Here is a 24,805-nt window from a genome sequence, read left to right on the forward strand (position 1 = left end):
GTCCGGGGCCGTCGCCGTCCGTACCCCATTCGCGCCCGCAGCCGTGATTGCCGGGGCATGCTGCGGGGAATACTCCGCCAGTCCCCACCGCGACGGAGGAGCCCATGGCGCACGAGAGCGACAGTCCCGGCGAACACGAGCACACGATCACCCTGCGCGTCGACGGCCGGGAGCGCCGCTGCACCGTCGACGTGCGCACCACGCTCCTCGACGCCCTGCGCGACCGCCTCGGGATCTACTCCCCGAAGAAGGGTTGCGACCACGGCCAGTGCGGCGCGTGCACGGTCCTGCTCGACTCCCGGCGCATCGTGAGCTGCCTGTCGCTCGCGGTCGCCCACGACGGCGCCGACGTCGTCACCGCCGCCGGCATCGCGGACGACGGGCCGTCGCACCTGCCCCAGGCATTCGTCGAATGCGACGCCTTCCAGTGCGGCTACTGCACACCGGGCCAGATCTGCTCCGCCGTCGGCATGTTCGACGAGGCCGCCAAGGGTTCCCCGAGCCACGTCACCGTGGACCTCACACAGGTCCCGGAACTGACCGACGACGAGATCCGCGAACGCATGAGCGGAAACCTGTGCCGCTGCGCGGCCTACCCCAACATCGTCGAAGCGCTCCGCCACGTCGCGCGCGGGGAGGGGCACTGCTCGTGAAGACGTTCCGCTACGAGACGCCTGCCGATCCCGCCGCCGCGGTCGCCGCGGTCGCCGGCCACCCGGGTGCCGCCTTCCTCGCCGGCGGCACGAACCTGGTGGACCACCTCAAGCTCGGCGTCACCGCGCCCGACGTCCTGGTCGACGTCTCCCGCCTGCCGCTCGACGTCGTCGAGGAGACCGCCGAAGGCGGGCTGCGCGTCGGCGCCAACGTGCGCAACAGCGACCTGGCCGCCCACCCGATCGTCCGCCGCCGGTACCCGGTCCTGGCCCGGGCCCTGCTGGCCGGCGCCTCCCCACAGCTGCGCAACATGGCCACCACCGCCGGCAATCTGCTCCAGCGCACCCGCTGCGTGTACTTCCGGGACCCGTCGACCCCGTGCAACAAGCGCACCCCGGGCAGCGGCTGCACCGCGATCGGTGGCTACACCCGGTACCACGCCATCCTCGGCGCCTCCGAACAGTGCGTCGCCACCCACCCGTCGGACATGGCGGTGGCGCTGCTCGCGCTCGACGCCCAGGTGACGGTGCTCGGATCGCAGGGGGAGCGGTGCATCCCCGTCGAGCAGCTCTACCGGCTTCCCGGCGAAAGCCCCGAGTACGACACGGTTCTCGAGCGCGACGAGCTGATCCTGGACGTCGAGATCCCGGCGCCCGAAGGCGCCGTCTCGACGTACCGCAAGGTGCGCGACCGGGCGTCGTACGCGTTCGCGCTCGTCTCGGTGGCGGCGGACCTGACGGTCGCCGACGGCCTCGTCACCGGATGCCGCATCGCCCTCGGCGGCGTCGCGCACCGGCCGTGGCGGGCCCATCGCGCCGAGCACGTCCTGCTGGGCAGCGCCCCCGGTGACGGCGTCTTCGCTGCGGCCGCCGACGCGGAACTCGCCGATGCCCGGCCCCTCGACGGCAACGAGTTCAAGGTGCCGCTGCTGCGCCGCACCCTCGTCTCGGTACTGCGTGAACTCACCTCGGAGGCAGTCGCATGACCCACTCGGCCCAGCGCCCGATCGGCACGTCGACGCCGCGGGTGGACGGCCCGCAGAAGGTGGCCGGAACCGCGCCCTACGCATACGAACATCCGGTCGACGACCCGGCCTACCTCGCCCCGGTCACGGCAACCGTGGCGCGGGGAACGGTGACCCGCATCGAGACCGCCGAGGCGGAGGCCCTGCCCGGCGTCCTCGCCGTTCTCACCCCGTGGAGTGCCCCCCGCCTGGCGGACACCTCGGAGGCCGAGTACGCGGTCCTGCAGAGCCCGGACGTCGCCTTCCGGGGGCAGATCGTCGCCGCCGTGGTGGCCGAGACACCCGAGATCGCGCGACACGCAAGCGAACTGGTCCGGGTGGAGTACGAGTCCGCGCCGCACGACGTCGCGTTCCGGCACGACCACCCGCGCAGCTATGCCCCGGAACAGGCCAACGGCGGATATCCGACCGACACGGAACAGGGCGATGCCGCAGCGGCCGAGGCCGCGGAGCGCGACGGCGTCGTGGTCGACGGCTGGTATTCCACCCCGGAGGAGCACAACAACCCCCTCGAACCGCACACCGTCGTGGCCGAGTGGTCCGGCGAGTCGTTGACGTTGCACGACTCCACGCAAAGTGCCCACGGCGTCGTCTCCACGCTGGCTCCCGTGCTCGGTCTGCGCCCCCAGCAGCTGCGGGTGATCAGTCCCTACGTCGGGGGTGGTTTCGGGTCCAAGGGGGCGCCGCACGCGCACGACGTCGTGGCGGCGATGGCGGCGCGCGTGCTGCCCGGCCGGGCGGTCAAGTTCGCCGTGTCCCGGCAGGACATGTTCGGGTACGTCGGCTACCGGCCGCCCACCGTCTCGCACGTCCGCCTGGTCGCGAGCAGGGAAGGGCGGCTCGAAGCGGTGGTGCACGAGGCCTTCTCGCAGTCCTCGCACGTGCGCGAGTACGCGGAGCAGACGGCGGTGTCGTCGCGGGGGATGTACGCCTCGCCGTATCGGCGCACCTCGCACCGCATCGTCGCGCTCGACGTGCCCGCGCCCTACTGGATGCGTGCGCCGGGGGAGGCCCCCGGGATGTTCGCCGGCGAGGTCGCGATGGACGAACTGGCGGTGGCGTGCGGCATGGACCCGATCGAACTGCGGGTCCGCAACGACCCGCCCACCGACCCCGAGTCCGGCCGGCCCTGGTCCTCGCGCCGGCTGGTGGAGTGCCTGCGGGAGGGGAGTCGCAGTTTCGGCTGGGACGCCGCCGACCGCACGCCCGGCACCCGCCGCGACGGCCGGTGGCTCGTGGGGACCGGAGTGGCCGCGGCGAGCTACCCGCACCTGGTCAACCCCGGCACCGAGGTCGCGGTCCGGCACGACGGCGACGGGCGCTTCACCGTCCGCACCGGCGCCGCGGACATCGGGACCGGAGCATGGACCACGCTCACCCTCGTCGCGGCCGACGCGCTCGGCTGCCGGCCCGAGGACATCCATCTCGAGATCGGTGACTCGGCCCTGCCGAACGCCACCGTCGCCGGCGGATCCTCCGGTACCTCGTCGTGGGGCACGGCGATCGTCGCCGCGGCCCACGCGTTCCGCAAGCGGCACGGGGATCGACCGGAGCCGGGTGCCGAGGCATCGGCGACCGCCGAGGCGAATCCCGCGCTCGAGCACTACCGCATCCAGTCGTTCGGCGCGCATTTCGCCGAGGTGCGGGTGGATGTCGACACGGGCGAGATCCGGGTACCGAGGATGCTCGGCGTGTTCTCCGTGGGCCGGGTGGTCAACCCCCGGACCGCCCGTTCGCAGCTGATCGGCGGGATGTGCTTCGGCATCTCCATGGCCCTGCACGAGGAGAGCATCCGCGATCCCCGCACCGGCCACGTGGTCAACCACGACCTCGCGGAGTACCACATCCCCACCAATGCCGACATCGGCGACGTGGACGCGACCTGGCTCGACGAGGACGACCTGCACGCCACACCCATGGGGTCGCGCGGGGTCGGGGAGATCGGCATCGTCGGCAGCGCCGCAGCGGTCGTCAACGCCCTCTGGCACGCCACCGGGACGCGGGTGCGCCGGCTTCCGGTGCACCTCGAGGACGTGCTCCCGTACCTGCCCGACAGCCCTGCGCGGTGAGTAACGACCTGGGAATATCACGGCTGTAACTCACAACATCTCGCGTTCTATGAATCTGTCGGCCACTAGGTGTAGTGTCTAGAGCGCTGGAAGGCTTGATCGTTTCCGGTCCCTCGGGGAAGCGGGATCGTGCTGGTACGACGGGCCTCGAGGCGCTGCTGTGCAGTCAGTCGTCAGGTTGTCGAAAAGGGGAAACCATGAACATCACCGTCTACACCAAGCCTGCCTGCGTTCAGTGCAATGCCACCTACCGTGCCCTCGACAAGGCCGGTATCGAGTACGCCGTCGTCGACATCTCGGAGAACCCGGAAGCGCGGGACTTCGTGATGGCCCTCGGTTACCTGCAGGCCCCCGTGGTGGTCGCCGGTGACGAGCACTGGTCGGGCTTCCGCCCGGACCGGATCAAGGCCCTCGCCGTCGCCGCCTGACCCGTCGCGCGCCGACCCACCGCCCCTGCGGCCGGTCGCCGGACCCGAGCGAAGTGATGTGAGACATCGATGACCTCGTTGGTGTATTTCTCGAGCACATCGGAGAACACGCACCGATTCGTCCGGCGACTGGGGTTGCCGGCCACCCGGATTCCGCTGCACGACCGTGACGGCACCTTCGAGGTGCACGAGCCGTACGTGCTGATCCTGCCGACCTACGGCGGCGGCACCACCGCGACCGGCCGGGACACGAACTTCGTGCCCAAGCAGGTCATCCGGTTCCTCAACAATCCGCGCAACCGTGCGCTGATTCGCGGGGTCATCGCCGCGGGCAACACCAACTTCGGCGAATCCTATTGTTACGCCGGGGATGTGGTCTCCCAGAAGTGCAAGGTCCCGTACCTCTACCGGTTCGAACTGATGGGTACCGCCGAGGACGTCGAGCGCGTCCGCGAGGGCCTGGCACAGTTCTGGGCGCAGTCGTTGCAGTCGGCGTAACCGCGACCCACCCACACTCGTCCAATCCATCAACGCTGCGTCACCGTCGGGGATACGGGTGCGCGGCGAACCCGTCTACTCACAGTGGGAGCAAGCACCGTGACCGTCACCGATGCCGCGCCGGCAGCGAGCGCCAAGATCGACGAATCCCTCAAGGGACTCGACTACCACGCGCTCAACGCGATGTTGAACCTCTACGGGCCCAACGGCGAGATCCAGTTCGACAAGGACGTCGCAGCCGCGCGCCAGTACTTCCTGCAGCACGTCAACCAGAACACGGTGTTCTTCCACAACCTCGAGGAGAAGCTCGATTACCTCGTGGAGGAGAACTACTACGAGCCCGAGGTGCTCGAGCAGTACTCCCGCCCGTTCGTCAAGCAGCTCTTCGAGCACGCCTACTCGAAGAAGTTCCGCTTCCCGACGTTCCTGGGCGCGTTCAAGTACTACACCTCTTACACGCTCAAGACGTTCGACGGCAAGCGCTACCTGGAGCGGTTCGAGGACCGCGTCTGCATGGTCGCGCTGACCCTGGCCGCCGGCGACGAGCAGCTCGCGACCCACCTCGTCGACGAGATCATCTCCGGCCGGTTCCAGCCCGCGACCCCGACGTTCCTCAACTCCGGCAAGAAGCAGCGCGGCGAGCCCGTCTCCTGCTTCCTGCTGCGCATCGAGGACAACATGGAGTCCATCGGCCGCTCGATCAACTCGGCACTGCAGCTGTCCAAGCGCGGAGGCGGGGTTGCGTTGCTGCTGAGCAACATCCGAGAGCACGGCGCGCCGATCAAGCAGATCGAGAACCAGTCCTCCGGCGTCATCCCGATCATGAAGCTGCTCGAGGACTCCTTCTCCTACGCCAACCAGCTCGGGGCCCGCCAAGGCGCCGGCGCGGTGTATCTGCACGCCCACCACCCCGACATCTACCGGTTCCTCGACACCAAGCGCGAGAACGCGGACGAGAAGATCCGCATCAAGACCCTCTCGCTGGGCATCGTCATCCCCGACATCACGTTCGAGCTGGCGAAGCGCAACGAGGACATGTACCTGTTCTCGCCGTACGACGTGGAGCGCATCTACGGTGTGCCGTTCGCCGACATCGACGTCACCGAGAAGTACCACGAGATGGTCGACGACAAGCGCATCCGCAAGTCGAAGATCAAGGCGCGCGAGTTCTTCCAGACGGTTGCGGAACTGCAGTTCGAGTCCGGCTACCCGTACATCATGTTCGAGGACACCGTCAACCGGGCCAATCCCATTCAGGGCAAGATCACCCACTCGAACCTGTGCTCGGAGATCCTGCAGGTCTCCACGCCGTCGACGTTCAACGAGGACCTGTCCTACAGCCATGTGGGTAAGGACATCTCGTGCAATCTCGGCTCGCTGAACATCGCCAAGGCGATGGACTCGCCGGACTTCGCACACACCATCGAGGTGGCGATCCGGGCGCTGACCGCCGTGTCGGACCAGACCCACATCTACTCGGTGCCGTCGATCGAGCAGGGCAACAACGACTCCCACGCGATCGGCCTCGGGCAGATGAACCTGCACGGCTACCTCGCCCGTGAGCGCATCTTCTACGGCTCCGAAGAGGGCGTCGACTTCACGAACATCTACTTCTACACCGTGCTGTTCCACGCGCTGCGCGCGTCGAACCGGCTCGCCATCGAGCGGGGCACGTACTTCAAGGGCTTCCCCGAGTCGAAGTACGCCTCGGGCGAGTTCTTCGACAAGTACACCGACCAGGTGTGGGAGCCGGCCACCGCCCGCGTGCGGCAGCTCTTCGCCGACGCCGGCGTGGCGATTCCCACGCAGGACGACTGGCGCGCGCTGAAGGCGTCCGTCCAGGAGCACGGCATCTACAACCAGAACCTGCAGGCCGTGCCGCCGACCGGGTCGATCTCGTACATCAACAACTCCACCAGTTCCATCCACCCGGTGGCGTCGAAGATCGAGATCCGCAAGGAGGGCAAGATCGGCCGCGTCTACTACCCCGCTCCCTACCTGACCAACGACAATCTGGAGTACTTCCAGGACGCGTACGAGATCGGGTACGAGAAGATCATCGACACGTACGCGGCGGCCACCCAGCACGTAGACCAGGGCCTGTCGCTGACGTTGTTCTTCAAGGACACCGTCACCACCCGCGACGTGAACAAGGCGCAGATCTACGCCTGGCGCAAGGGGATCAAGACGCTGTACTACATCCGGCTGCGGCAGATGGCGCTCGAGGGCACCGAGGTCGAGGGCTGCGTCTCCTGCATGCTGTGACGAATCTTGCCGGTACACATCGAAACTCAGGTAGGGAAAGACAGATGACCTCCGCACCCCGCGCGCATTCGCCGGCCGACGGCGCCCACGTCAAACTGATCGACCGCGTCTCGGCGATCAACTGGAACCGCGTTCCGGACGAGAAGGACTCGGAGGTGTGGGACCGCCTCACCGGCAACTTCTGGTTGCCGGAGAAAGTCCCGGTGTCCAACGACATCCCGTCGTGGGGCACGCTCACCGAGTACGAGCAGGAACTGACCATGCGCGTGTTCACCGGTCTGACCCTGCTCGACACGATCCAGGGCACCGTCGGCGCGGTGTCGCTGATCCCGGACGCGGTGACTCCGCACGAGGAGGCGGTGCTCACCAACATTGCGTTCATGGAGTCGGTGCACGCCAAGTCGTACTCGAGCATCTTCTCGACGCTGTGCTCCACCCGCCAGATCGACGACGCGTTCCGCTGGTCGGAGGAGAACGACAACCTGCAGCGCAAGGCGCAGATCGTCCTCGACTACTACCAGGGCGACAGTCCGCTCAAGCGTAAGGCTGCCTCGACGCTGCTCGAGTCGTTCCTGTTCTACTCGGGCTTCTACCTGCCGATGTACTGGTCGTCGCGGGCGAAGCTGACCAACACCGCGGACATGATCCGGCTGATCATCCGCGACGAGGCCGTGCACGGCTACTACATCGGCTACAAGTATCAGCGCGGCCTCGAGCAGGTCACCCAGGCCGAGCGCGACGAGCTCAAGGACTGGGTCTTCGATCTGCTGTTCGAGCTGTACGACAACGAGACCCAGTACACTGCGGACCTCTACGACGAGGCCGGGCTCACCGAGGACGTCAAGAAGTTCCTGCGGTACAACGCCAACAAGGCCCTGATGAACCTCGGCTACGAGGCGTTGTTCCCCAAGGACGAGACCGACGTGAACCCGGCGATCCTGTCCGCGCTGTCCCCGAATGCCGACGAGAACCACGACTTCTTCTCCGGCTCGGGCAGCTCGTACGTGATCGGCAAGGCCGTCGTCACCGAGGACGACGACTGGGACTTCTGACCACACGGTCCACCTGTTGTGGCCGAATGTCACACGCGTTCGTCCTGATCGAGCACGTGTGACATTCGGCCGTCAGGCACACCATCAGGGGCGGCGGAACCACGCCTCCGGCACGTCCCGCAGCGCCTTCTCCAGGCGCAGCACCGACGTGGCGGTCATGTTCTGCGGCAACGAATCCGGCACGAACCAGGCCACCTCGAGGTTCTCGTCGTCGGCGACGTGGGCCGCGCCACCCGTCGGGTGCATCAGGAAGCACACGTCCAGGTATCGCGCGACGTCCCCGTTGGGATAGGTGATCGGAGCGGTCACGTCCACGCTCGTGAGCCGGGCGATCTCGGCGTCGACACCGGTCTCCTCCCGCACCTCGCGCACGGCCGCGACGGCGGGTTCCTCGCCGGGTTCGAGGATGCCCGAGACCACGGCCCACAGGCCGTTGTCCGCCCGACGGGTCAGCAGCACCCGTCCGTCGGGGTCGACGACGACGGCGCTGACGCCGGGCAGCCACAGCGGCGCGGCTCCGACCTGTGCGCGCAGTTGCGCGACGAACTCCGGAATAGGCATGTCCCCGGGCGCCTTTCGACGAGGTCGACTCAGTTGGAATAGCCGTTGAGGGTGTTGCGCACATCGGTCAGGACGGCCTTCGCGGCCACCGGGCCGGGCGTGGACCACACCAGGTCGTCCACCGCGAACAGCCGGCTGTCGGTGACCGCCCCGAGCTCGAGCCACGCCTCGGAGTCCATCACCTCGCTGCCATGCGCGACGCCGTCCTCGCCGGCGAAGCGGACGTAGATCAGGTCGCCCTCCGCGGCGGCCGGGTCGGCCTCGTCGAGCGGGGCGTCCGCGCGCCCGTCCTGCACACCGAACCGCTGTGCGGGCGGGCGCGCGGCGCCGGTGTCGGCGAGGACTTGTCCGGCGAACGAGGCGGTGCCCTCGACGACGGCGCCGTCGCCGGTGAACCGCACGATCGACGCCTGCGTCTGCGACGCGGTCACCGCCTTGCCGACGTCCGTCGCGGTGGCGCGGTAGTCGTCGAGCACGCGGCCGGCCGCTTGCGAGCGTCCGAGTGTTTCGCCGGCGCGGAGGAACTGCTGCCGCCAGAACACCGGGTCGGAGCCGACGAGCACCGTCGGCGCGACGGTGCCGAGCCGGCGGTAGAGTTCCGGGTCGGCGGACGAGCCGAGGATGAGGTCCGGCTCCACGCCGTCGATGAGCGCCACGTCGGGCGCCGACGTGGTGCCCACCGACGGCAGCGTCGCGATCCCCGTGCCCAGGTACTCGGCCCGGGCGACGTCGGTGGTCGTGCCGACCACCCGCTCCCACAGGCCCAGTGCGCACACCGCGTCCATCGCGGCGGCGTCGAGCACGACGATCCGCTGCGGGTCGGCGGGCACCTCGGAGACGCCGCCGGTGTGGATCACCGACCGGGTGCCGCCGCCGGGCTGCCCCGGGTCCAGGGGACTGGGCAGCGCGCACGCGGTCGTCGTGTCGCGTTCGATCCCGACGACGGCGGCCCCGGCGATGCGGGTGGTGGTGCGCACGATGCTGCTCGCCGGATCGTCGGTCGCCTCCGCGCATCCCGCCAACCCGAGTGCCGCGACGGCGGCGAGGGCGACGGTGCACGTGACGGCGCGAGACCGGGACGCTGCGGGCATACGACCACTCCTGTCTAGGGGACGGTCCAGGTTAACTGGTGTGCGGATCGACCCCGAACGCCTCGGCGAGGTCGTCGAGGATCTCGTGCGCGCCCTGGATGGACACCGGCGTCATCCACAGGCTGTCGTCCACGTCCACCTTCCGGCCGCGCAGGTTCTGCCACAGCGGGTTGGACAGGAACGGCTGCGCCGCCGCCTCGGACTTGCCCTCCCCGTCGCGGTACATGCTGACGAAGATCACATTCGCGTCCGCCTCGCCGATGAGTTCGGGGCTGATCGCGTTCATGATGCTGCTCGGATCGGCCGGGTCGGGTCCCTGGCTCGCGGGCCGGGCCAGTCCGGCGTCCTCGAGGACGATGCCGCTGAACGACGTGGTGCGGTAGAGGCGGGCGGTGGGCTCGCCGGCGAAGCGGACCACCGAGACGGTGGGGTTGCCGGCTGTGGCGTTGATCTCGTCGCCGATGGCCTTCGCCCGGGCCTCGTAGTCGGCGATCTTCTGTTCGGCGAGGTCCTCCTTGCCGAGGGCCCGCGCGGCGAGGCGGATGTTGTCCTTCCACGTCGGTCCGGTGCTCTGGGAGAAGACCGTGGGCGCGATGGCGGAGAGCTTGCCGTAGTTCTCGCCGTCGCGCACGTCGGCGGACAGGATCAGGTCGGGGTGCAGCGCGGCGATCTTCTCCAGGCTCGCGTCGGAGACGGAGCCGACCGAGGTGGCGTCGGCGGCGAACTGCCGGCGGCTGTCACCGAGGTAGTCGGGTAGTCCCTCGGTGCGGTAGTCGACGTACCCGACGAGGTCGGACTCGAGCAGCAGGGTCGCGTCCGCGTAGCTGGTGTCGAGCGCGACGACCCGCAGCGGCTGGGACTCGAGGGTGGTCGTTCCGCGGAAGTGCTCGACGGTGCGTGGGAAGCCCGCGGTGGCGGGGGTCTGCTCGGCCGTCTCGCCGGAGGAACAGCCCGCGAGCAGCACGGCCGCGGTCAGGGTCGTCGCCAGGGCGGCGATGCCACGGCGCAGGGGGAGGGGATACACGGTGAACCTCGTCTCTCGGGATCGAAATCAGTTAGGAAATGCTTACCTTAGTAGGCGGGCGAAACCGTGTGTTCGGTGAGGTGTGCCACGGCCCCGGGTTGCGTGGGTCACAGACCCCCGCCGGTATGCTCGACCGCCGAGTACGACACTGAGTAGGACCCGGTGAGCGTGCGGTGGTCGCACCGTCTACGATTCGATCAGCGCAAGCCAGAGAACGTTCGCCTCGCACTGCGAGTCGAGCGCGCAATCAGGAGGATTAGTGACTGCCGTAGCGCCCCAGCCAGTCCCGGAGATAGCTGCAGCGAGGCCGTACCCGCCGCGGCAGGGACCCAAGGGCTCGTTCTTCTACAAGATGATCACGACCACGGATCCCAAGATGCTCGGGATCATGTACATGGTCACCTCGTTCGCGTTCTTCCTCATCGGTGGCGTGATGGCTCTGCTCATCCGCACCGAACTCGCGGTCCCGGGTCTGCAGTTCCTGTCGAACGAGCAGTACAACCAGCTGTTCACCATGCACGGCACGATCATGCTGCTGATGTACGCGACCCCGGTCGTGTTCGCCTTCGCGAACTACATCCTGCCGCTGCAGATCGGCGCCCCCGACGTCGCGTTCCCGCGTCTGAACTCGTTCAGCTACTGGCTGTACCTGTTCGGCGCGACGATCGTGACCGCCGGCTTCATCACCCCCGGTGGTGCGGCCGACTTCGGCTGGACTGCCTACAGCCCGCTCACCAGTGAGCTGCACTCGCCCGGCGTCGGCGGTGACTTCTGGGTCCTCGGCCTCGGCGTGATGGGTCTGGGCACCATCCTCGGTGCGGTCAACTTCATCACCACCGTCGTGTGCCTGCGCGCCCCCGGCATGACCATGTTCCGGATGCCCATCTTCACCTGGAACATCCTCATCACCAGCGTGCTCATCCTCCTGGCGTTCCCGCTGCTGACCGCCGCGTTCTTCGGCCTCTTCGTCGACCGCCACCTGGGCGGGCACATCTTCGACCCCGCCAACGGCGGAGTCATGCTGTGGCAGCACCTGTTCTGGTTCTTCGGCCACCCCGAGGTGTACATCATCGCGTTGCCGTTCTTCGGCATCGTCTCGGAGATCTTCCCGGTGTTCTCGCGCAAGCCGATCTTCGGCTACACCGGCCTGGTCTACGCGACCCTGGCCATCGCGGCGCTCTCGATCGCGGTGTGGGCGCACCACATGTACGCCACCGGCGCCGTGCTGCTGCCGTACTTCTCGTTCATGACCTTCCTGATCGCGGTGCCCACCGGTGTGAAGTTCTTCAACTGGATCGGCACCATGTGGAAGGGCCACCTGACGTTCGAGTCGCCGATGCTGTTCTCGGTCGGCTTCATCGTCACCTTCCTGTTCGGCGGCCTGTCCGGCGTCATCCTCGCCAGCCCGCCGCTGGACTTCCACGTGACGGACTCCTACTTCGTCATCGCGCACTTCCACTACGTGCTCTTCGGCACCATCGTGTTCGCCACCTACGCGGGCATCTACTTCTGGTTCCCGAAGATGACCGGGCGCATGCTCGACGAGCGCCTCGCCAAGTGGCACTTCTGGCTGACCTTCCTCGGCTTCCACACCACGTTCCTGGTGCAGCACTGGCTGGGCAACGAGGGCATGCCGCGCCGCTACGCCGACTACCTGCCGTCGGACGGGTTCACCACCCTGAACATCATCTCGACCGTCGGTGCCTTCGTGCTCGGCGCCTCGACCCTGCCGTTCCTGTGGAACGTGTTCAAGAGCTACCGGTACGGGCAGGTCGTGACCGTCGACGACCCGTGGGGTTACGGCAACTCCCTCGAGTGGGCGACGAGCTGCCCGCCGCCGCGGCACAACTTCTACGAGCTGCCGCGCATCCGCTCCGAGCGCCCGGCGTTCGAGCTGCACTACCCGCACATGGTGGACCGCATCCGTGCCGAGGCGCACGTCGGTCCGGGCAGCAACAAGCACAACCATGTGGCGCTGAGCGAGGGTGCCGAGAGGACCCCCGCCGACCGCTGATCCGCACACCGGATCGACGCTTCCCGAGGCCCCGCCCGTCCCGACGGGCGGGGCCTCGCGCATTCTTCCGGGGTGGACCCCTGCTCGTTCGGCACCCCGTTCACCTGGCACAATGAGTGAGCATGTGCCGCGACGGACGAAGGATCGGAGACGTAGGTGGCGTCTGACACCGCGATGCTGGTGACTGTGACGGGGCCGGACCATCCCGGCGTGACCTCTGTGCTCTTCGCGGCGCTCACCCGGCACGAGGTCGATCTGCTCGACGTCGAGCAGGTCGTGATCCGTGGCCGGCTCACCCTCGGCGTGCTGGTCTCCTGCCCCGCCGATCCCGATGCCCTGCAGGACGAGATCGAGGCCGCCATGGCCACCATCGGCATGCACGCCCAGGTGCAGACCGGTGTCGAGCCGGGTATCGGCTCGACCGTGTCCACCCACGCCGTCGTGGTCCTCGGCAGTCCCGTCAGCGCCCGGGCGTTGCGCTCGGTGGGTCGTGAGCTCGCGCGGCAGGGCGCCAACATCGACTCGATCCGGGGCATCGCCGACTATCCGGTGACAGGTCTCGAACTCATGGTGACCGCGGCCGACCCCGGCGCCGAGGCCGACGTCCGGTTGCGCGCCGGGCTCGCCGAGGTCGCCGCGGGCCTCAACGTCGACATCGCCGTCGAGCGCGCCGGTCTCGCCCGCCGCTCGAAGCGGCTGATCGTGTTCGACGTCGACTCCACCCTCGTCCAGGGCGAGGTCATCGAGATGCTCGCCGCGCACGCCGGCGTGGAGGACAAGGTCCGCGCCGTCACCGAGGCCGCGATGCGCGGGGAGATCGACTTCACCGAATCGCTGAACCAGCGGGTGGCGACCCTCGCCGGGTTGCCCGCATCGGTGATCGACGAGGTCGCCGAGAACCTCGAGCTCACCCCCGGCGCCCGGACCACCATCCGCACGCTGCGCCGACTCGGCTTCCGATGCGGCGTCGTCTCCGGTGGCTTCCGGCAGGTCATCGACGGCCTCGCCCACGAACTCGAACTGGACTTCGTCCGGGCCAACACGCTCGAGATCGTCGACGGCAAGCTCACCGGCCGCGTCGTCGGCGAGGTGGTGGACCGCGCCGCCAAGGCCCGTGCCCTGCGGGAGTTCGCCGCCGAGGCCGGCGTGCCGATCGAGCAGACCGTCGCGGTCGGCGACGGCGCCAACGACATCGACATGCTCGGCGCGGCAGGGCTCGGTATCGCCTTCAACGCCAAGCCGGCGCTGCGCGAGGTCGCGGACACCGCGCTGTCCCACCCGTACCTGGACGCGGTGCTGTTCGTCCTCGGCGTCACCCGCGACGAGGTGGAGGCCGCCGACCGGGTCGACGGCACCTTGCGCCGCGTGCCCCTCGACACCGGTGCCTGAGGCCACGGCACCGCTCGGTCCCGATGTCGTGGCTCGCCACGGTGCGGATTTCGTGGCTCGCCACGGTGCGGATTTCGTGGCTCGCCACGGTGTCCTCGCCCGCGGCTACGGGCATCGACCGGACCCGGAGGACCCGGGGGCGGTACTCGCGATGCCGATCGTGCTGCACATCCCCAAGCAGGATCCGCCCTCCCGTAGCGCGCTGCTCGAGGCCGCTGCGATGGCGACGATCGCGCTGTGCCTGGACCCGCGTGTCGGGACCGGGCCGGCCGGCGAACCCGGCCCGTGGCACGAGCCCTACCTCGCGTGGACCGACGCGCGCATCCGCAAGGTCAGCCGCCGCGCCCGCGGCGCCCAGTGGCGCGCCGCGCAGGAGGTCGACGGAATCACCGTCGAACACCGAGGGGCACACGCCCGGGCACTGGTCCCGGGGCCCGTCGGCGCTCTCGATCCGCGCATCTCACGGCTGCAGATCGGCGGCACCGATCTGCCCCACGACACCCCGGACGATCCGCCCGCCGGAGTTCCGGTGCTGTGGATCGACGCCGCGCTCGGCATGACCGTCGGGAAGGCCGCGGCACAGGTCGGCCACGCCGCGATGCTGTTGGCCGGAGCCCTGGACGTCGAGCGCGCCGGCGCATGGGCCGACTCCGGGTTCGTGTGTGCCGTGCGCGACGCCGACCCCGTCCGGTGGCGGCACCTGACGGAGCGAGTCGACGCCGGCACCGCCGTGGCGGTGCGGGACGCGGGATTCACCGAGGTGGCGCCGGGGTCGGTGACGGTCGTCGCCGTCCCCGGCTGATCACGTCGCGATCCGGAACACCAGCAGCGTCGGCCCGGTCAGCGGGAAGGTCGAGCCGGCGGGCAGCGGCGTGAGATCCGCGGGTTCCCCGTCGACGGAGCTCGAGTCGAAGGCGCACACCATCGCACCGTGGTACCACTCGGCCCGGCCGAGGGTCAGGGTGGTGGGGCCGCCGGCGTGCAGCACGAGCAGGCCGCTGCTGTCCCTCAGCGGAACGCCCGCGCGGGTGACCGTGCCCAGTTGCGAGCCGTCCACCCACGCCTGCAGCGTCCGCCGGTTCTCGTCGAGCCAGTCCGCCTCCTGCAGTTCCCTTCCGTCCGCGCCGAACCACACCAGGTCGGGGTAGCCGACCTGGCGGGCCCTGCCGTCGAAGAAGCGGCCCTGACGCAGCACCGGCACCACTTTGCGCAGACGCAACGTCTGCCGCACGAACTCGACGAGTTCCTGGTCCGCGTGCTCCCAGTCGAGTGGCCAGGCGTCGCGGACCGGGACGTCGGCGGGCACGCAATAGGCATTGTTGTTGCCGCCCTGGGAGTGCCCGAACTCGTCGCCGGCGAGCAGCATCGGGGTGCCGGTCGACAGCAGCAGGGTGGCGAGGAGCGCACGCACGTGCCGGGCCCGGGCGGCCACGATCCGCGGATCGTCCGTGGGCCCTTCGACGCCGTGGTCGACGGATTCGTTGTTGTCGCTACCGTCACGGCCCTGTTCGCCGTTGGCCTCGTTGTGCTTGCGCCGGTAGCTGACAAGGTCGGCCATCGTGAAGCCGTCGTGCGCGGTGACGAAGTTGATCGACATCCACGGCCGGTGGGTGTGCCGGCCGTAGAGATCCTCCGAGCCCGCGAGCCGGGAGGCGACCTCCCGGATTCCCGCACCGCGCGCCCAGAAGCGCCGCACCGAGTCGCGGTAACGATCGTTCCACTCCGACCACTGGGGACCGATGTTGCCGAGCTGGTAGCCGGGCAGGGTCGCATCCCAGGGCTCGGCGATCAGCTTGAGCCGGGTCAGGACGGGGTCCGTGGTGATCGCGGTGAACACCGCCGCCCGGGGGTCGAAGTCGCCGCCTCGCGGGCGGGCGAGCGCGCTGGCCAGGTCGAACCGGAAGCCGTCCACGCCCATCTCCGTCGCCCAGTACCGCAGGCTGTCGCAGATCATCCGCACCGCCACCGGGGAACTGCCGTCGACGGTGTTGCCGCAGCCTGTCAGGTCGATGTCGTGGCCGGTGGCGTCGAGGAGGTAGTAGCCGGGCGCGTCGAGACCGCGCCAGGACACGTGCGGGCCGTCCACCGACCATTCGCAGGTGTGGTTGTAGACCACGTCGAGGATCACCTCGAGGCCCGCCTCGTGGAGCGTGTCGACCATCGTCCGGAACTCCGCGATCTCGTTGCCGGGGGTGGCCGCGTAGCCCGGATGGGGCGCGAAGTACGACGCGGTGGAGTATCCCCAGTGGTTGCGCATGCCGCGATCCCGTACGGGTGGTTCGGTAAGGAAGGCGTGCACGGGCAGCAGTTCGACGGCGGTGACACCCAGGCCGACGAGGTGTTCGAGCACGGCCGGCGCCGTCAGGCCCAGATAGGTGCCGCGCCACTGCTCGGGGACGGCGGGATGGCGGGCGGTGTAGGAGCCGACGTGCAGTTCGTAGATCACCGTCTGCTCCCACGGCGTGCCGGGGCGGTTGTGCCGGGCCCGACCGGGGTTGTCGGCCACCACCGACAGCGGTGTGTGGCCGAGGGAGTCCACGGTCGACGCATCGCCGAACGGGTTGTGCTCGTAGCCGAGCAAGCGGGCCCTGTCGCCGATGTCACCCGTCAGCTGCCGGCCCCACGGGTCGAGCAGCAGCTTGTGCGGATTGGCACGTAGCCCGGTCCGGGGCTGCCACGCGCCGTGCACGCGGTAGCCGTAGCGCTGGCCCGGGCGGACCCCCGGCACCGCCCCGTGCCAGACGCCGTACGTCTTGTCCGGCAGGTCGATGCGTTCCTCGCGGCCGGCGTCGTCGATCAGGCAGAGCTGAACACGGCTGCCGTGGGGCGCGTGCACGGCGAACCGCGTCCCGTCGTCGCCGGGGAAGGCGCCCAGCGGGAAGGGACCGGCGTCGGACCGGGCGACGGCAGGCCCCACCGGCGGCTCGCCGGGTGCGGGGGAGGGGTGCGGTGGAGGCGAGGGGTACGACACGGAAGCGATCCTGCCGTGAACCGGTCGTGCGCGTACGCAAAGATGGTCGGCGTGGCAAAACCTGATCCCGATCTGCTCATCGAATTCGACGACGTGCTCGTGCGGCGGGGCGGCAACGTCCTCGTCGGTCCCGTGTCCTGGAAGGTGGAACTCGACGAACGTTGGGTGATCCTCGGTCCGAACGGCGCGGGCAAGACGTCGCTGCTGCGGGTGGCCGCGGCGGAGACATTCCCCACATCGGGGACGGCGCACGTGCTGGCGGAGACGTTCGGGAAGACCGACCTGTCCGAGCTGCGGCCCCGGATCGGGATGTCGTCGTCGGCGCTGGCGAACCGCGTGCCGGGCGACGAGAAAGTCGTGGACCTGGTGATCTCGGCGGGGTACGGCGTGCTGGGGCGCTGGCGCGAGCGGTACGACGACGTGGACAGCGCACGCGCCGTGGAGATGCTCGAAAGCCTCGGCGCCGAGCATCTCGCCGACCGCACCTACGGCACGCTTTCCGAGGGTGAGCGCAAGCGCGTGCTCATCGCCCGGGCGCTGATGACGGATCCGGAGCTGCTGCTGCTCGACGAGCCCGCCGCCGGCCTGGACCTCGGTGGTCGTGAGGAGCTCGTGGCGCGGCTCGGCGTGCTGGCGGCCGACCCGGACGCTCCGGCGATCGTGCTGATCACCCATCACGTGGAGGAGATCCCGCCCGGCTTCACCCACGCGATGCTGCTCAAGGAGGGGCAGGTGGTGGCGCAGGGTCTGCTCGACGACGTGATCACGGGTGAGAACCTCAGCGAGGCGTTCAGCCAGGCGATCACTCTCGACAAGGTGGACGGCCGGTTCTTCGCGCGCCGCAGGTACCAGCCCGGGAGGCACCGCCGCGCGTAGCGGAGCGGAGCCGCGGCCGAGTTCACCGCCGCGCGTAGCGGAGCGGAGCCGCGGCCGAGTTCACCGCCGCGCGTAGCGGAGCGGAGCCGCGGCCGGGTAGGTGAGTGGTGCGTCACGTCATGCCGTAACTTGGGAGTATGGCTATCGAACGTTCGGGAGAATCCGCGGGTGCAGCGGCGATGCCGCTCAAGGATGCCTCGACGGTGATCCTCGTCCGGGACGGCGACCGTGGCGTCGAGGTGTTCCTGCTGCAGCGCGTGCGCGGCATGGCGTTCGCCGGCGGCATGACGGTGTTTCCCGGAGGTGGCGTCGACCCGTCGGACAGCGCTGCGTCGGTGGCGTGGGCGGGACCGCCCGTGCCGTGGTGGTCGGAGCGGTTCGGCACCTCCGAGACTCTCGCGCAGGCGCTCGTCCTCGCGGCCGTGCGCGAGACGTTCGAGGAGTGCGGGGTGCTGCTCGCCGGTGCGACACCGGACACCGTGGTGGCGGACACGACGCCGTTCGGGGAGGCCCGCAGGCAGCTCGAGGCTCGGGAGCTCACCTTCGGCGAGTTCCTCGAACGTGAGGGGCTGGTGCTGCGTGCGGACCTGTTGCGGCCGTGGTCGAACTGGATCACGCCGGTCGGCGAGGGTCGTCGCTACGACACGAGGTTCTTCGTCGCGGCGGCCCCCGAGGGACAGATCGCCGACGGCGAGACGAGCGAGGCCGACGAGGTGCGGTGGCAGACTCCGGAGGAGGCGATCGCGCACTGGCAGGAGGGCGGCAGTGTGCTGCTGCCCCCGACCTGGAGCCAGTTGACGGCACTGTCACGGTTCGGCTCGGTCGCGGAGATCCTCGCTGCGGAGCCGCAGATCACGCCGATCCTGCCGACCCGGATCACCTGGGAGGGACAGCTCCGGGTGGAGTTCCCCGAGCAGGACGGCTACTACGAGGCGGGGCCGCATCCGTGGGCCGCCCGGGGCGCCAACTAGCCTGTGCCTCATGGCTGAATTCGTGACACTCGAGGTCTCCGACGGTATCGGCACCATCCGGCTCGACCGGCCGCCGATGAACGCACTCAACCGGCAGGTGCAGGAGGAGATCCGGGCCGCTGCGCGCGAGGCGACCGTGAACTCCGACGTCAAGGCGGTGATCGTCTACGGCGGTGAGAAGGTGTTCGCGGCCGGCGCGGACATCAAGGAGATGGCCGAGCTGAGCTACGTGCAGATGAGCGAGATCATCGCGGACCTGCAGTCGGCGCTGGGGTCGGTGGCGGAGATCCCGAAGCCGACGGTGGCCGCGATCACCGGCTACGCGCTGGGAGGCGGTCTGGAACTCGCACTGGGTGCGGACCGGCGGATCGCCGGTGACAACGCGAAGGTCGGTGTGCCGGAGATCCTGCTCGGCATCATCCCGGGCGGCGGCGGAACCCAGCGCCTCGCCCGCCTCGTCGGCCCGTCGAAGGCGAAGGATCTGGTGTTCACCGGCCGCTTCGTCGGTGCGGCCGAGGCCCTGCAGATGGGGCTGGTCGACGAGGTCGTCGCCCCGGACGAGGTGTACAACGCGGCGCGTGCGTGGGCGTCGCAGTTCAGCCGGGGCGCCACCCGCGCACTGGCGGCGGCCAAAGCCGCGATCGACCAGGGCCTCGACACCGACCTGGACACAGGGCTGAAGATCGAGCAGCACGTCTTCGCCGGCCTGTTCGCGACGAAGGACCGCGCGATCGGCATGGAGTCCTTCGTCGCCAACGGCCCGGGTAAGGCCGAGTTCGTCGGGGAGTAGGCACCCCGGAACTGGAACTTGTTCATTCCTTACCGATGGGTAGGATGCCCTTCATGACTGCAAGCAGGACCGACGGGGTCGACCCCGCGCCGAACCCGCACGCCACTGCCGAGGAGGTGGCGGCCGCCCTTCAGGACACCAAGCTCGCGCAGGTGCTCTACCACGACTGGGAGGCCGAGACCTACGACGAGAAGTGGTCGATCTCCTACGACGAGCGCTGCATCGACTACGCGAAGGGTCGTTTCGACGCCGCCGCCGGTGACCAGCCCCTGCCGTACGAGCGGGCCCTCGAACTCGGTTGCGGCACCGGCTTCTTCCTGCTGAATCTCATGCAGGCCGGAGTGGCGAGGACCGGCTCGGTCACCGACCTGTCGCCCGGGATGGTCAAGGTGGCGCTGCGCAACGCCGAGCACCTCGGCCTCGACGTGGACGGCCGGGTGGCCGACGCCGAGACGATCCCGTACGACGACGACACCTTCGACCTCGTCGTCGGTCACGCGGTGCTGCACCACATCCCCGACGTCGAGCAGTCGCTGCGGGAGGTGCTGCGCGTGCTGAGGCCGGGCGGCCGGTTCGTCTTCGCCGGCGAGCCCAGCACGGTCGGGAACTTCTACGCGCGCTGGCTCGGCCGCCTCACGTGGGAGGCCACCACCAACGTCACGAAGCTGCCGTTCCTGCGGGACTGGCGGCGGCCGCAGGCCGAACTCGACGAGTCCTCCCGTGCCGCGGCGCTCGAGGCGGTCGTCGACCTGCACACCTTCGACCCGTCGGACCTGGAGCGGACGGCGGCTTCGGCCGGCGCGGTGGAGGTGAAGGCGAGCAGCGAGGAGTTCGCGGCCGCGCTGCTGGGCTGGCCGGTCCGCACGTTCGAGGCCGCGGTGCCCGCGGAGAAGCTGGGCTGGGGCTGGGCGCGCTTCGCGTTCGGCGGGTGGCGCACGCTCAGCTGGGTGGACGAGAAGGTCCTCAGGCACGTGGTCCCGCGCAGCTTCTTCTACAACGTCATGATCACCGGCGTGAAGCCCGGCAAGTAGTGTGGGCTACGAGTTCACCCTCGCCGACGTCGCGTACCTGCGTTCGGTGCAGGGCACGGTCGATCTCGCGGAGGTGGCCGCCCGGGAGCTGTCCACGCGGACGCGCCTAGCCGACATCGGCTGGGCGCGTACGCGTTTCGCCGGCCGGGCCGCGCCGCTGACCGAGACGGTGCTGTTGCGCCGCAGGGCGGTCGCGAAGCTGCCCGCCGGCGGCGGCTGGCTGTTCACCGATGACGCGCTGCAGCAGGCGACGCCGGCGCCCGTCGCCGCGCACCGGGCCCGCCGGCTCGCCGGACGGTGCGTCCACGACGTGACGTGCTCGATCGGTGCCGAGCTGGCGGCCCTGGTGGGGGTCGCGGAGGCGGTGGTCGGCAGCGATCTCGACCCGGTTCGCCTCGCGATGTCCGCCCACAACGTGCCCGCGGCGGCGCTGGCCCGCGCCGATGCGCTGCGCCCGATCACCCGCGGTACCACCGTGATCGCCGATCCGGCCCGCCGTTCCGAGGGCCGGCGCACGCACGACCCGGCGGCCCTGATGCCGCCGCTGCCCGACCTGCTCGACGCTTACGCCGGACGCGACCTGGCCGTCAAGTGTGCCCCCGGACTGGATTTCGATGCGCTGAACTGGGCGGGGGAGGTCGAGGTGGTCTCGCTCGACGGCGGTGTCCGCGAGGCATGCCTGTACTCCCCGGGTCTGGCCACGCCGGGCGTGCGGCGACGGGCGAGTGTGTTGCGTTCGGACGGCGCCGTATTCGAGATCACCGACGCGCAGCCGGACGAGATCCCCGAGCGGGAACCGGGGGAGTGGATCGTCGATCCCGACGGGGCGGTCGTGCGTGCGGGGCTGGTGCGGCACTACGCGGCCGCCCACGGCCTGTGGCAGCTCGATCCGCGGATCGCGTATCTCACCGGCGACACCCTCCCCGCGGGGGTGCGGGGATTCCGCGTCCTCGATCGACTGAAGTACACGGAAAAGGCGCTGCGGCAAGCGCTCTCGTCGATGGACTGTGGGGTGGCGGAGATTCTCGTGCGGGGGGTCGACGTCGATCCTGCGGTGCTCCGGCCGCGGCTGAAGCTGCGCGGATCGCGGTCGCTGAGCGTCGTGCTGACGCGGATCGGCCGCACCCCGACGGCGTTCGTCTGCGAACCCAGTCGCTGAGCCGTGCCCCGGCCGGGTGGGTCGTTCCGGCGCGGGTCTTGATATGCAAGCAAATACTTGCGTATTCTCGACGGTGTGGTCGACGTCTTCAAAGCGCTGGCGGATCCGACCCGGCGGGCCATCCTCGACGAGCTCGTCGACCGGGACGGCCAGACGCTGTTCGAGCTGTGCACACGACTGATCTCGCGGCACGGCTTGGGCTCGTCCCGGCAGGCGATCTCGCAGCACCTGGCGATCCTCGAGGAGGCCGGGCTGGTCCGGACCCGCCGCGAGGGGCGATCGAAGTTCCACCACGTGGACGTTGCACCACTGCAGGGCCTCGCCGACCGATGGACGGTCGCGCACCGAAAGGAGTCGCAGTGAAGGTCACTCTCACCAGCGTGTTGGTCGACGACCAGGACAAGGCGCTCGCCTTCTACACCGACGTCCTGGGTTTCGTGAAGAAGACCGAGGTCCCCCTGGGCGAGGCGCGGTGGCTCACCGTCGTCTCGCCGCAGCAGCCGGACGGACCGGAACTGGTCCTCGAGCCCGACGGCCATCCCGCCGTCCGGCCGTTCAAGGAGGCCCTCGTCGCCGACGGCATCCCGTTCACCTCGTTCGCGGTCGACGACGTGCACGCCGAGTACGAGCGGCTGCGCAGCCTCGGGGTGCGATTCACCCAGGAGCCCCTCGAGATGGGCGGCATCACCACCGCCGTCTTCGACGACACCTGCGGCAATCTCATCCAGATCGCCGGCTGAGCGATCGCCGTCCGCGGCGAAAGGTCAGCGGAGCACGTACACGTCGCCCGGCAGCGTCGCCGTGACGAACTCGCCGACCGGCCCGACCGCGGTGCCGACCGAGAATCCGGCCGCGCCGGGCAGGGTCTCCTCGTCGAGCGTCTCCCCGCTGGCGGCGTCGAACACCAGCGCCGCCAACCCGTCGTCGGCTCGGGCCACCGTGTATCCGATGCCGTCGGCGGTCAGCGCCGGTACCCCCAGCTGGCGCACGTCGCCGCGGCGCCACACGAGTTCGGCCGCCTCACCGGTGTCGCGCAGCGCCGCCAGGTCGCCGGTCCGGCCCCCCGGCGCGAGGATCAGCAGTCCGTCGGCGGACACCGCCGGTCCGGTGGAGGCCGTGTACCCGAGGTCGTGGCTCCACCGCGGCGTCCCGGTCCCGGCGTCGAGGGCCCACAGGGCTCCCTCGCCGTCGTGCACGTACACCGTGGCGCCGTCCGCGGACAGCACGGGACTGGTCGTCGCGCCGCCCGGAAGCTCCGTCTGCGACCACTCCTCGACCACCCGCGCATCGTCGCCGCCGGTGTAGCGCATCGACACGACGGCGGCGCGATCGGCGCCCGGCCGCCACAGCGTCACCAGAATCCGGCCGGTCCCGAGATCGACCGCCGGGGTGGTGGCCACCGGGCAGTCCTCCGATCCGCCGAAACATGCGGCCAGACCGTGGTCGTTGGGCAACCGCGGCACGTTCGTCCCGTCCGCCACCCCGGGGGTGGGCACGAGGTCGAAGATCGGGGCGGCGTGCCTGCCGGTCTGCGGGTCGAGCACGTTGACCTGACCGAAATGCGTGACGAACACGAGGTTTCCGTCACCGGTGAACTGCGCGGTGCCCGGCGTCCCGCTCACCGGGATCCGCCAGCGCCGCTGGCCGTGCTCGTTGAACGACACCATCGCCCCCTCCTCGCCGACGTAGATGTTGGCCACGCCGTCGGCGGTGGGAGTCACCCCGGTGACACCCGGCGCGAGGCGGGTGCACCAGCGCTTGCGGCCGGTGTCGATCTGGAACGAGACGAGGTTGCAGCCGGCGGTGGTCGCGGCGGTGACGAAGATCTGCCCGTTCGCCGCGACGCTCGCGGGCGCGGTGACGGCGCCGCCGACCGGACGTGACCAGGCGGGCGCGAGGTCGCGCAGCCCGTCGGCGGTCGCGGTGTTGCTGTTGCGGGCGTCGGCGTACCGACCCGGCCACGCCCCGGCGGCGAAGACGTCGACCGGGCCGCCGTCGCTGCCGCATCCGGTCAACACCAGTGCCGCCGAGGCCGTCAGCATCACCGTCCGCAGGGCAGCCCGCATCACTCATCTCCTCGCCATGGCTCGAATGACCCGATGGGCCACACTATCGGGCCGGGTGGCGCACTCGATGCGCGAGGCGGACCGTACGCTGGCAACCATGACGAGCATGTGGGGCGCACCGTTGCGCACGAGGTGGCGGGGTTCTCGTCGGCGGGACCCCGATCAGGCCCGATTCCTGACCGTCGATTCGCTGCGATGGGTGCTGGCGCACAAGGCGTACACGCCGTGGTACCTGGTCCGGTACTACCGGCTCGCCAAGTTCAAGCTCGCCAACCCGCACGTGATCCTGCGCGGCATGGTGTTCCTCGGCAAGAACGTCGAGATCCATTCCGTCCCCGAGCTGTCCCGGCTCGAGATCGGCCGGTGGGTGCACATCGGCGACGGCAACGCCATCCGCTGTCACGAGGGGTCGCTGCGCATCGGCGACAAGGTGGTCTTCGGCAAGGACAACGTCGTCAACACCTACCTCGACATCGAGATCGGCGCCTCCACGCTCGTCGCCGACTGGTGCTACATCTGCGACTTCGACCACCGCACCGAGGACATCACGTACCCGATCAAGGATCAGGGGATCGTCAAGAGCCCCGTGCGGATCGGACCCGACACCTGGATCGCGACGAAGGTCACGGTGCTGCGCGGCACCCGCACCGGCCGCGGCTGCGTCCTCGGCGCGCACGCGGTGGTCAAGGGCGACATCCCGGACTACAGCATCGCGGTCGGATCGCCGGCCAAGGTGGTCAGGAACCGCCGCACGGACTGGGAGTCCGGTGCCGCCGACCGGGCCGCGTACGTCGCCGCGCTCGAGGACATCGCGCGCAAGAAGGCAGGCCGCGAACCGGCGGCGGAACCCGGTTCCTGATCCGGGCGCCTGC

The 24,805-nt window shown here is 69.7% G+C and carries 23 protein-coding genes; 18 read left to right on the top strand and 5 right to left on the bottom strand.

Translation table 11 applies throughout. The features are described 5' to 3' along the window. Positions 1-104: 104 nt before the first annotated feature. From ACWPOB_RS17830 to nrdF, 7 genes are all read left to right on the top strand, one after another. Complete coding sequence (locus tag ACWPOB_RS17830) at positions 105-653, top strand: 2Fe-2S iron-sulfur cluster-binding protein (protein WP_100056705.1); 549 nt, start codon at positions 105-107, stop codon at positions 651-653. Beyond that, the gene (locus tag ACWPOB_RS17835) at positions 650-1,639 is read left to right on the top strand and encodes an FAD binding domain-containing protein (protein WP_100056706.1); all 990 of its coding nucleotides are present in this window, start codon (positions 650-652) and stop codon (positions 1,637-1,639) included. The genes ACWPOB_RS17830 and ACWPOB_RS17835 overlap by 4 nt, the downstream gene beginning before the upstream one ends. After that, positions 1,636-3,747 carry a xanthine dehydrogenase family protein molybdopterin-binding subunit gene (locus tag ACWPOB_RS17840; protein ID WP_455401646.1) on the top strand — a complete coding sequence of 704 codons (2,112 nt, stop codon included), beginning with the start codon at positions 1,636-1,638 and terminating at the stop codon, positions 3,745-3,747. Before ACWPOB_RS17835 ends, ACWPOB_RS17840 begins: the two co-directional genes overlap by 4 nt. A gap of 197 nt (positions 3,748-3,944) precedes the next feature. Then, on the top strand, positions 3,945-4,175 hold the full coding sequence (locus ACWPOB_RS17845; RefSeq protein WP_006940556.1) for a redoxin NrdH: 231 nt from the start codon (positions 3,945-3,947) through the stop codon (positions 4,173-4,175). Between the two features lie 69 nt (positions 4,176-4,244). Then, complete coding sequence (nrdI, locus tag ACWPOB_RS17850; RefSeq protein WP_100056708.1) at positions 4,245-4,673, top strand: class Ib ribonucleoside-diphosphate reductase assembly flavoprotein NrdI; 429 nt, start codon at positions 4,245-4,247, stop codon at positions 4,671-4,673. Between the two features lie 183 nt (positions 4,674-4,856). Continuing rightward, positions 4,857-6,938 carry a class 1b ribonucleoside-diphosphate reductase subunit alpha gene (gene nrdE, locus ACWPOB_RS17855; RefSeq protein WP_455401679.1) on the top strand — a complete coding sequence of 694 codons (2,082 nt, stop codon included), beginning with the start codon at positions 4,857-4,859 and terminating at the stop codon, positions 6,936-6,938. A 44-nt stretch (positions 6,939-6,982) separates the two neighbouring features. Beyond that, positions 6,983-7,990 carry a class 1b ribonucleoside-diphosphate reductase subunit beta gene (gene nrdF, locus ACWPOB_RS17860; RefSeq protein ID WP_100056710.1) on the top strand — a complete coding sequence of 336 codons (1,008 nt, stop codon included), beginning with the start codon at positions 6,983-6,985 and terminating at the stop codon, positions 7,988-7,990. Between the two features lie 84 nt (positions 7,991-8,074). Here the strand turns inward: nrdF and ACWPOB_RS17865 are convergent, their stop codons facing one another. From ACWPOB_RS17865 to ACWPOB_RS17875, 3 genes are read right to left on the bottom strand one after another with little or no spacing between them, the layout of a single operon-like run. Next, positions 8,075-8,551, bottom strand: coding sequence for an NUDIX hydrolase (locus ACWPOB_RS17865; protein ID WP_455401647.1), 477 nt, complete (start codon positions 8,549-8,551; stop codon positions 8,075-8,077). Positions 8,552-8,580: 29 nt separating this feature from the next. Further along, positions 8,581-9,642 carry an ABC transporter substrate-binding protein gene (locus tag ACWPOB_RS17870; protein ID WP_455401648.1) on the bottom strand — a complete coding sequence of 354 codons (1,062 nt, stop codon included), beginning with the start codon at positions 9,640-9,642 and terminating at the stop codon, positions 8,581-8,583. Positions 9,643-9,673: 31 nt separating this feature from the next. Then, positions 9,674-10,666 carry an ABC transporter substrate-binding protein gene (locus ACWPOB_RS17875; RefSeq protein WP_100056713.1) on the bottom strand — a complete coding sequence of 331 codons (993 nt, stop codon included), beginning with the start codon at positions 10,664-10,666 and terminating at the stop codon, positions 9,674-9,676. A 259-nt stretch (positions 10,667-10,925) separates the two neighbouring features. Here ACWPOB_RS17875 and ctaD point away from each other — a divergent pair, with 259 nt between their 5' ends. The 3 genes from ctaD (at position 10,926) to ACWPOB_RS17890 (ending at position 14,871) form a co-directional block, all read left to right on the top strand. Beyond that, the gene (ctaD, locus tag ACWPOB_RS17880) at positions 10,926-12,680 is read left to right on the top strand and encodes an aa3-type cytochrome oxidase subunit I (RefSeq protein WP_082120257.1); all 1,755 of its coding nucleotides are present in this window, start codon (positions 10,926-10,928) and stop codon (positions 12,678-12,680) included. Positions 12,681-12,854: 174 nt separating this feature from the next. Beyond that, positions 12,855-14,069 carry a phosphoserine phosphatase SerB gene (gene serB, locus ACWPOB_RS17885; RefSeq protein WP_455401680.1) on the top strand — a complete coding sequence of 405 codons (1,215 nt, stop codon included), beginning with the start codon at positions 12,855-12,857 and terminating at the stop codon, positions 14,067-14,069. A gap of 28 nt (positions 14,070-14,097) precedes the next feature. Next, a complete protein-coding gene (locus tag ACWPOB_RS17890) occupies positions 14,098-14,871 on the top strand; it encodes a peptidyl-tRNA hydrolase (protein ID WP_455401681.1) in 774 nt (257 codons plus the stop codon). Here the strand turns inward: ACWPOB_RS17890 and glgX are convergent, their stop codons facing one another. Further along, the gene (glgX, locus tag ACWPOB_RS17895; protein ID WP_455401682.1) at positions 14,872-16,986 is read right to left on the bottom strand and encodes a glycogen debranching protein GlgX; all 2,115 of its coding nucleotides are present in this window, start codon (positions 16,984-16,986) and stop codon (positions 14,872-14,874) included. 96 nt (positions 16,987-17,082) lie between these two features. On the opposite strand from glgX, the gene ACWPOB_RS17900 reads away from it, so the two are divergent. The 7 genes from ACWPOB_RS17900 to ACWPOB_RS17930 all read left to right on the top strand — a co-directional run bounded on the left by ACWPOB_RS17900 (position 17,083) and on the right by ACWPOB_RS17930 (position 22,607). Continuing rightward, positions 17,083-17,916 carry an ABC transporter ATP-binding protein gene (locus ACWPOB_RS17900; RefSeq protein WP_100058128.1) on the top strand — a complete coding sequence of 278 codons (834 nt, stop codon included), beginning with the start codon at positions 17,083-17,085 and terminating at the stop codon, positions 17,914-17,916. A 137-nt stretch (positions 17,917-18,053) separates the two neighbouring features. Then, positions 18,054-18,887 (top strand): NUDIX hydrolase, encoded by an 834-nt coding sequence (locus ACWPOB_RS17905; RefSeq protein ID WP_455401649.1) that lies wholly within the window; start codon positions 18,054-18,056, stop codon positions 18,885-18,887. Between the two features lie 10 nt (positions 18,888-18,897). After that, positions 18,898-19,677 carry an enoyl-CoA hydratase/isomerase family protein gene (locus ACWPOB_RS17910; protein WP_455401650.1) on the top strand — a complete coding sequence of 260 codons (780 nt, stop codon included), beginning with the start codon at positions 18,898-18,900 and terminating at the stop codon, positions 19,675-19,677. A 53-nt stretch (positions 19,678-19,730) separates the two neighbouring features. Continuing rightward, entirely contained in the window at positions 19,731-20,708 is a 978-nt protein-coding gene (locus tag ACWPOB_RS17915) for a class I SAM-dependent methyltransferase (RefSeq protein WP_100058719.1), read from the top strand. Between the two features lies 1 nt (position 20,709). Next, positions 20,710-21,867 carry a THUMP-like domain-containing protein gene (locus tag ACWPOB_RS17920; protein WP_455401651.1) on the top strand — a complete coding sequence of 386 codons (1,158 nt, stop codon included), beginning with the start codon at positions 20,710-20,712 and terminating at the stop codon, positions 21,865-21,867. 75 nt (positions 21,868-21,942) lie between these two features. After that, a complete protein-coding gene (locus ACWPOB_RS17925; RefSeq protein WP_006933181.1) occupies positions 21,943-22,230 on the top strand; it encodes an ArsR/SmtB family transcription factor in 288 nt (95 codons plus the stop codon). Continuing rightward, a complete protein-coding gene (locus ACWPOB_RS17930) occupies positions 22,227-22,607 on the top strand; it encodes a VOC family protein (RefSeq protein WP_100058483.1) in 381 nt (126 codons plus the stop codon). Before ACWPOB_RS17925 ends, ACWPOB_RS17930 begins: the two co-directional genes overlap by 4 nt. A 24-nt stretch (positions 22,608-22,631) precedes the next feature. Here ACWPOB_RS17930 and ACWPOB_RS17935 read toward each other — a convergent pair whose 3' ends face one another. Beyond that, complete coding sequence (locus tag ACWPOB_RS17935; protein WP_100058482.1) at positions 22,632-23,933, bottom strand: outer membrane protein assembly factor BamB family protein; 1,302 nt, start codon at positions 23,931-23,933, stop codon at positions 22,632-22,634. A 97-nt stretch (positions 23,934-24,030) separates the two neighbouring features. Between ACWPOB_RS17935 and ACWPOB_RS17940 the strand changes: the two genes are divergently transcribed. Then, on the top strand, positions 24,031-24,792 hold the full coding sequence (locus tag ACWPOB_RS17940; RefSeq protein WP_029544462.1) for an acyltransferase: 762 nt from the start codon (positions 24,031-24,033) through the stop codon (positions 24,790-24,792). Positions 24,793-24,805 lie beyond the last annotated feature (13 nt).

The organism is Rhodococcus sp. 2H158, from assembly GCF_053764755.1.

Excerpts from the sequence above, each read along its gene's own strand:
- ACWPOB_RS17830 (WP_100056705.1), top strand. The coding sequence starts at position 105 with ATGGCGCACGAGAGCGACAGTCCCGGCGAACACGAGCACACGATCACC.
- ACWPOB_RS17840 (WP_455401646.1), top strand. The coding sequence starts at position 1,636 with ATGACCCACTCGGCCCAGCGCCCGATCGGCACGTCGACGCCGCGGGTG.
- ACWPOB_RS17845 (WP_006940556.1), top strand. The coding sequence starts at position 3,945 with ATGAACATCACCGTCTACACCAAGCCTGCCTGCGTTCAGTGCAATGCC.
- nrdI (WP_100056708.1), top strand. The coding sequence starts at position 4,245 with ATGACCTCGTTGGTGTATTTCTCGAGCACATCGGAGAACACGCACCGA.
- nrdE (WP_455401679.1), top strand. The coding sequence starts at position 4,857 with ATGTTGAACCTCTACGGGCCCAACGGCGAGATCCAGTTCGACAAGGAC.
- nrdF (WP_100056710.1), top strand. The coding sequence starts at position 6,983 with ATGACCTCCGCACCCCGCGCGCATTCGCCGGCCGACGGCGCCCACGTC.
- ACWPOB_RS17865 (WP_455401647.1), bottom strand. The coding sequence starts at position 8,551 with ATGCCTATTCCGGAGTTCGTCGCGCAACTGCGCGCACAGGTCGGAGCC.
- ACWPOB_RS17870 (WP_455401648.1), bottom strand. The coding sequence starts at position 9,642 with ATGCCCGCAGCGTCCCGGTCTCGCGCCGTCACGTGCACCGTCGCCCTC.
- serB (WP_455401680.1), top strand. The coding sequence starts at position 12,855 with ATGCTGGTGACTGTGACGGGGCCGGACCATCCCGGCGTGACCTCTGTG.
- ACWPOB_RS17900 (WP_100058128.1), top strand. The coding sequence starts at position 17,083 with ATGGTCGGCGTGGCAAAACCTGATCCCGATCTGCTCATCGAATTCGAC.
- ACWPOB_RS17905 (WP_455401649.1), top strand. The coding sequence starts at position 18,054 with ATGGCTATCGAACGTTCGGGAGAATCCGCGGGTGCAGCGGCGATGCCG.
- ACWPOB_RS17910 (WP_455401650.1), top strand. The coding sequence starts at position 18,898 with ATGGCTGAATTCGTGACACTCGAGGTCTCCGACGGTATCGGCACCATC.
- ACWPOB_RS17915 (WP_100058719.1), top strand. The coding sequence starts at position 19,731 with ATGACTGCAAGCAGGACCGACGGGGTCGACCCCGCGCCGAACCCGCAC.
- ACWPOB_RS17935 (WP_100058482.1), bottom strand. The coding sequence starts at position 23,933 with ATGCGGGCTGCCCTGCGGACGGTGATGCTGACGGCCTCGGCGGCACTG.
- ACWPOB_RS17940 (WP_029544462.1), top strand. The coding sequence starts at position 24,031 with ATGACGAGCATGTGGGGCGCACCGTTGCGCACGAGGTGGCGGGGTTCT.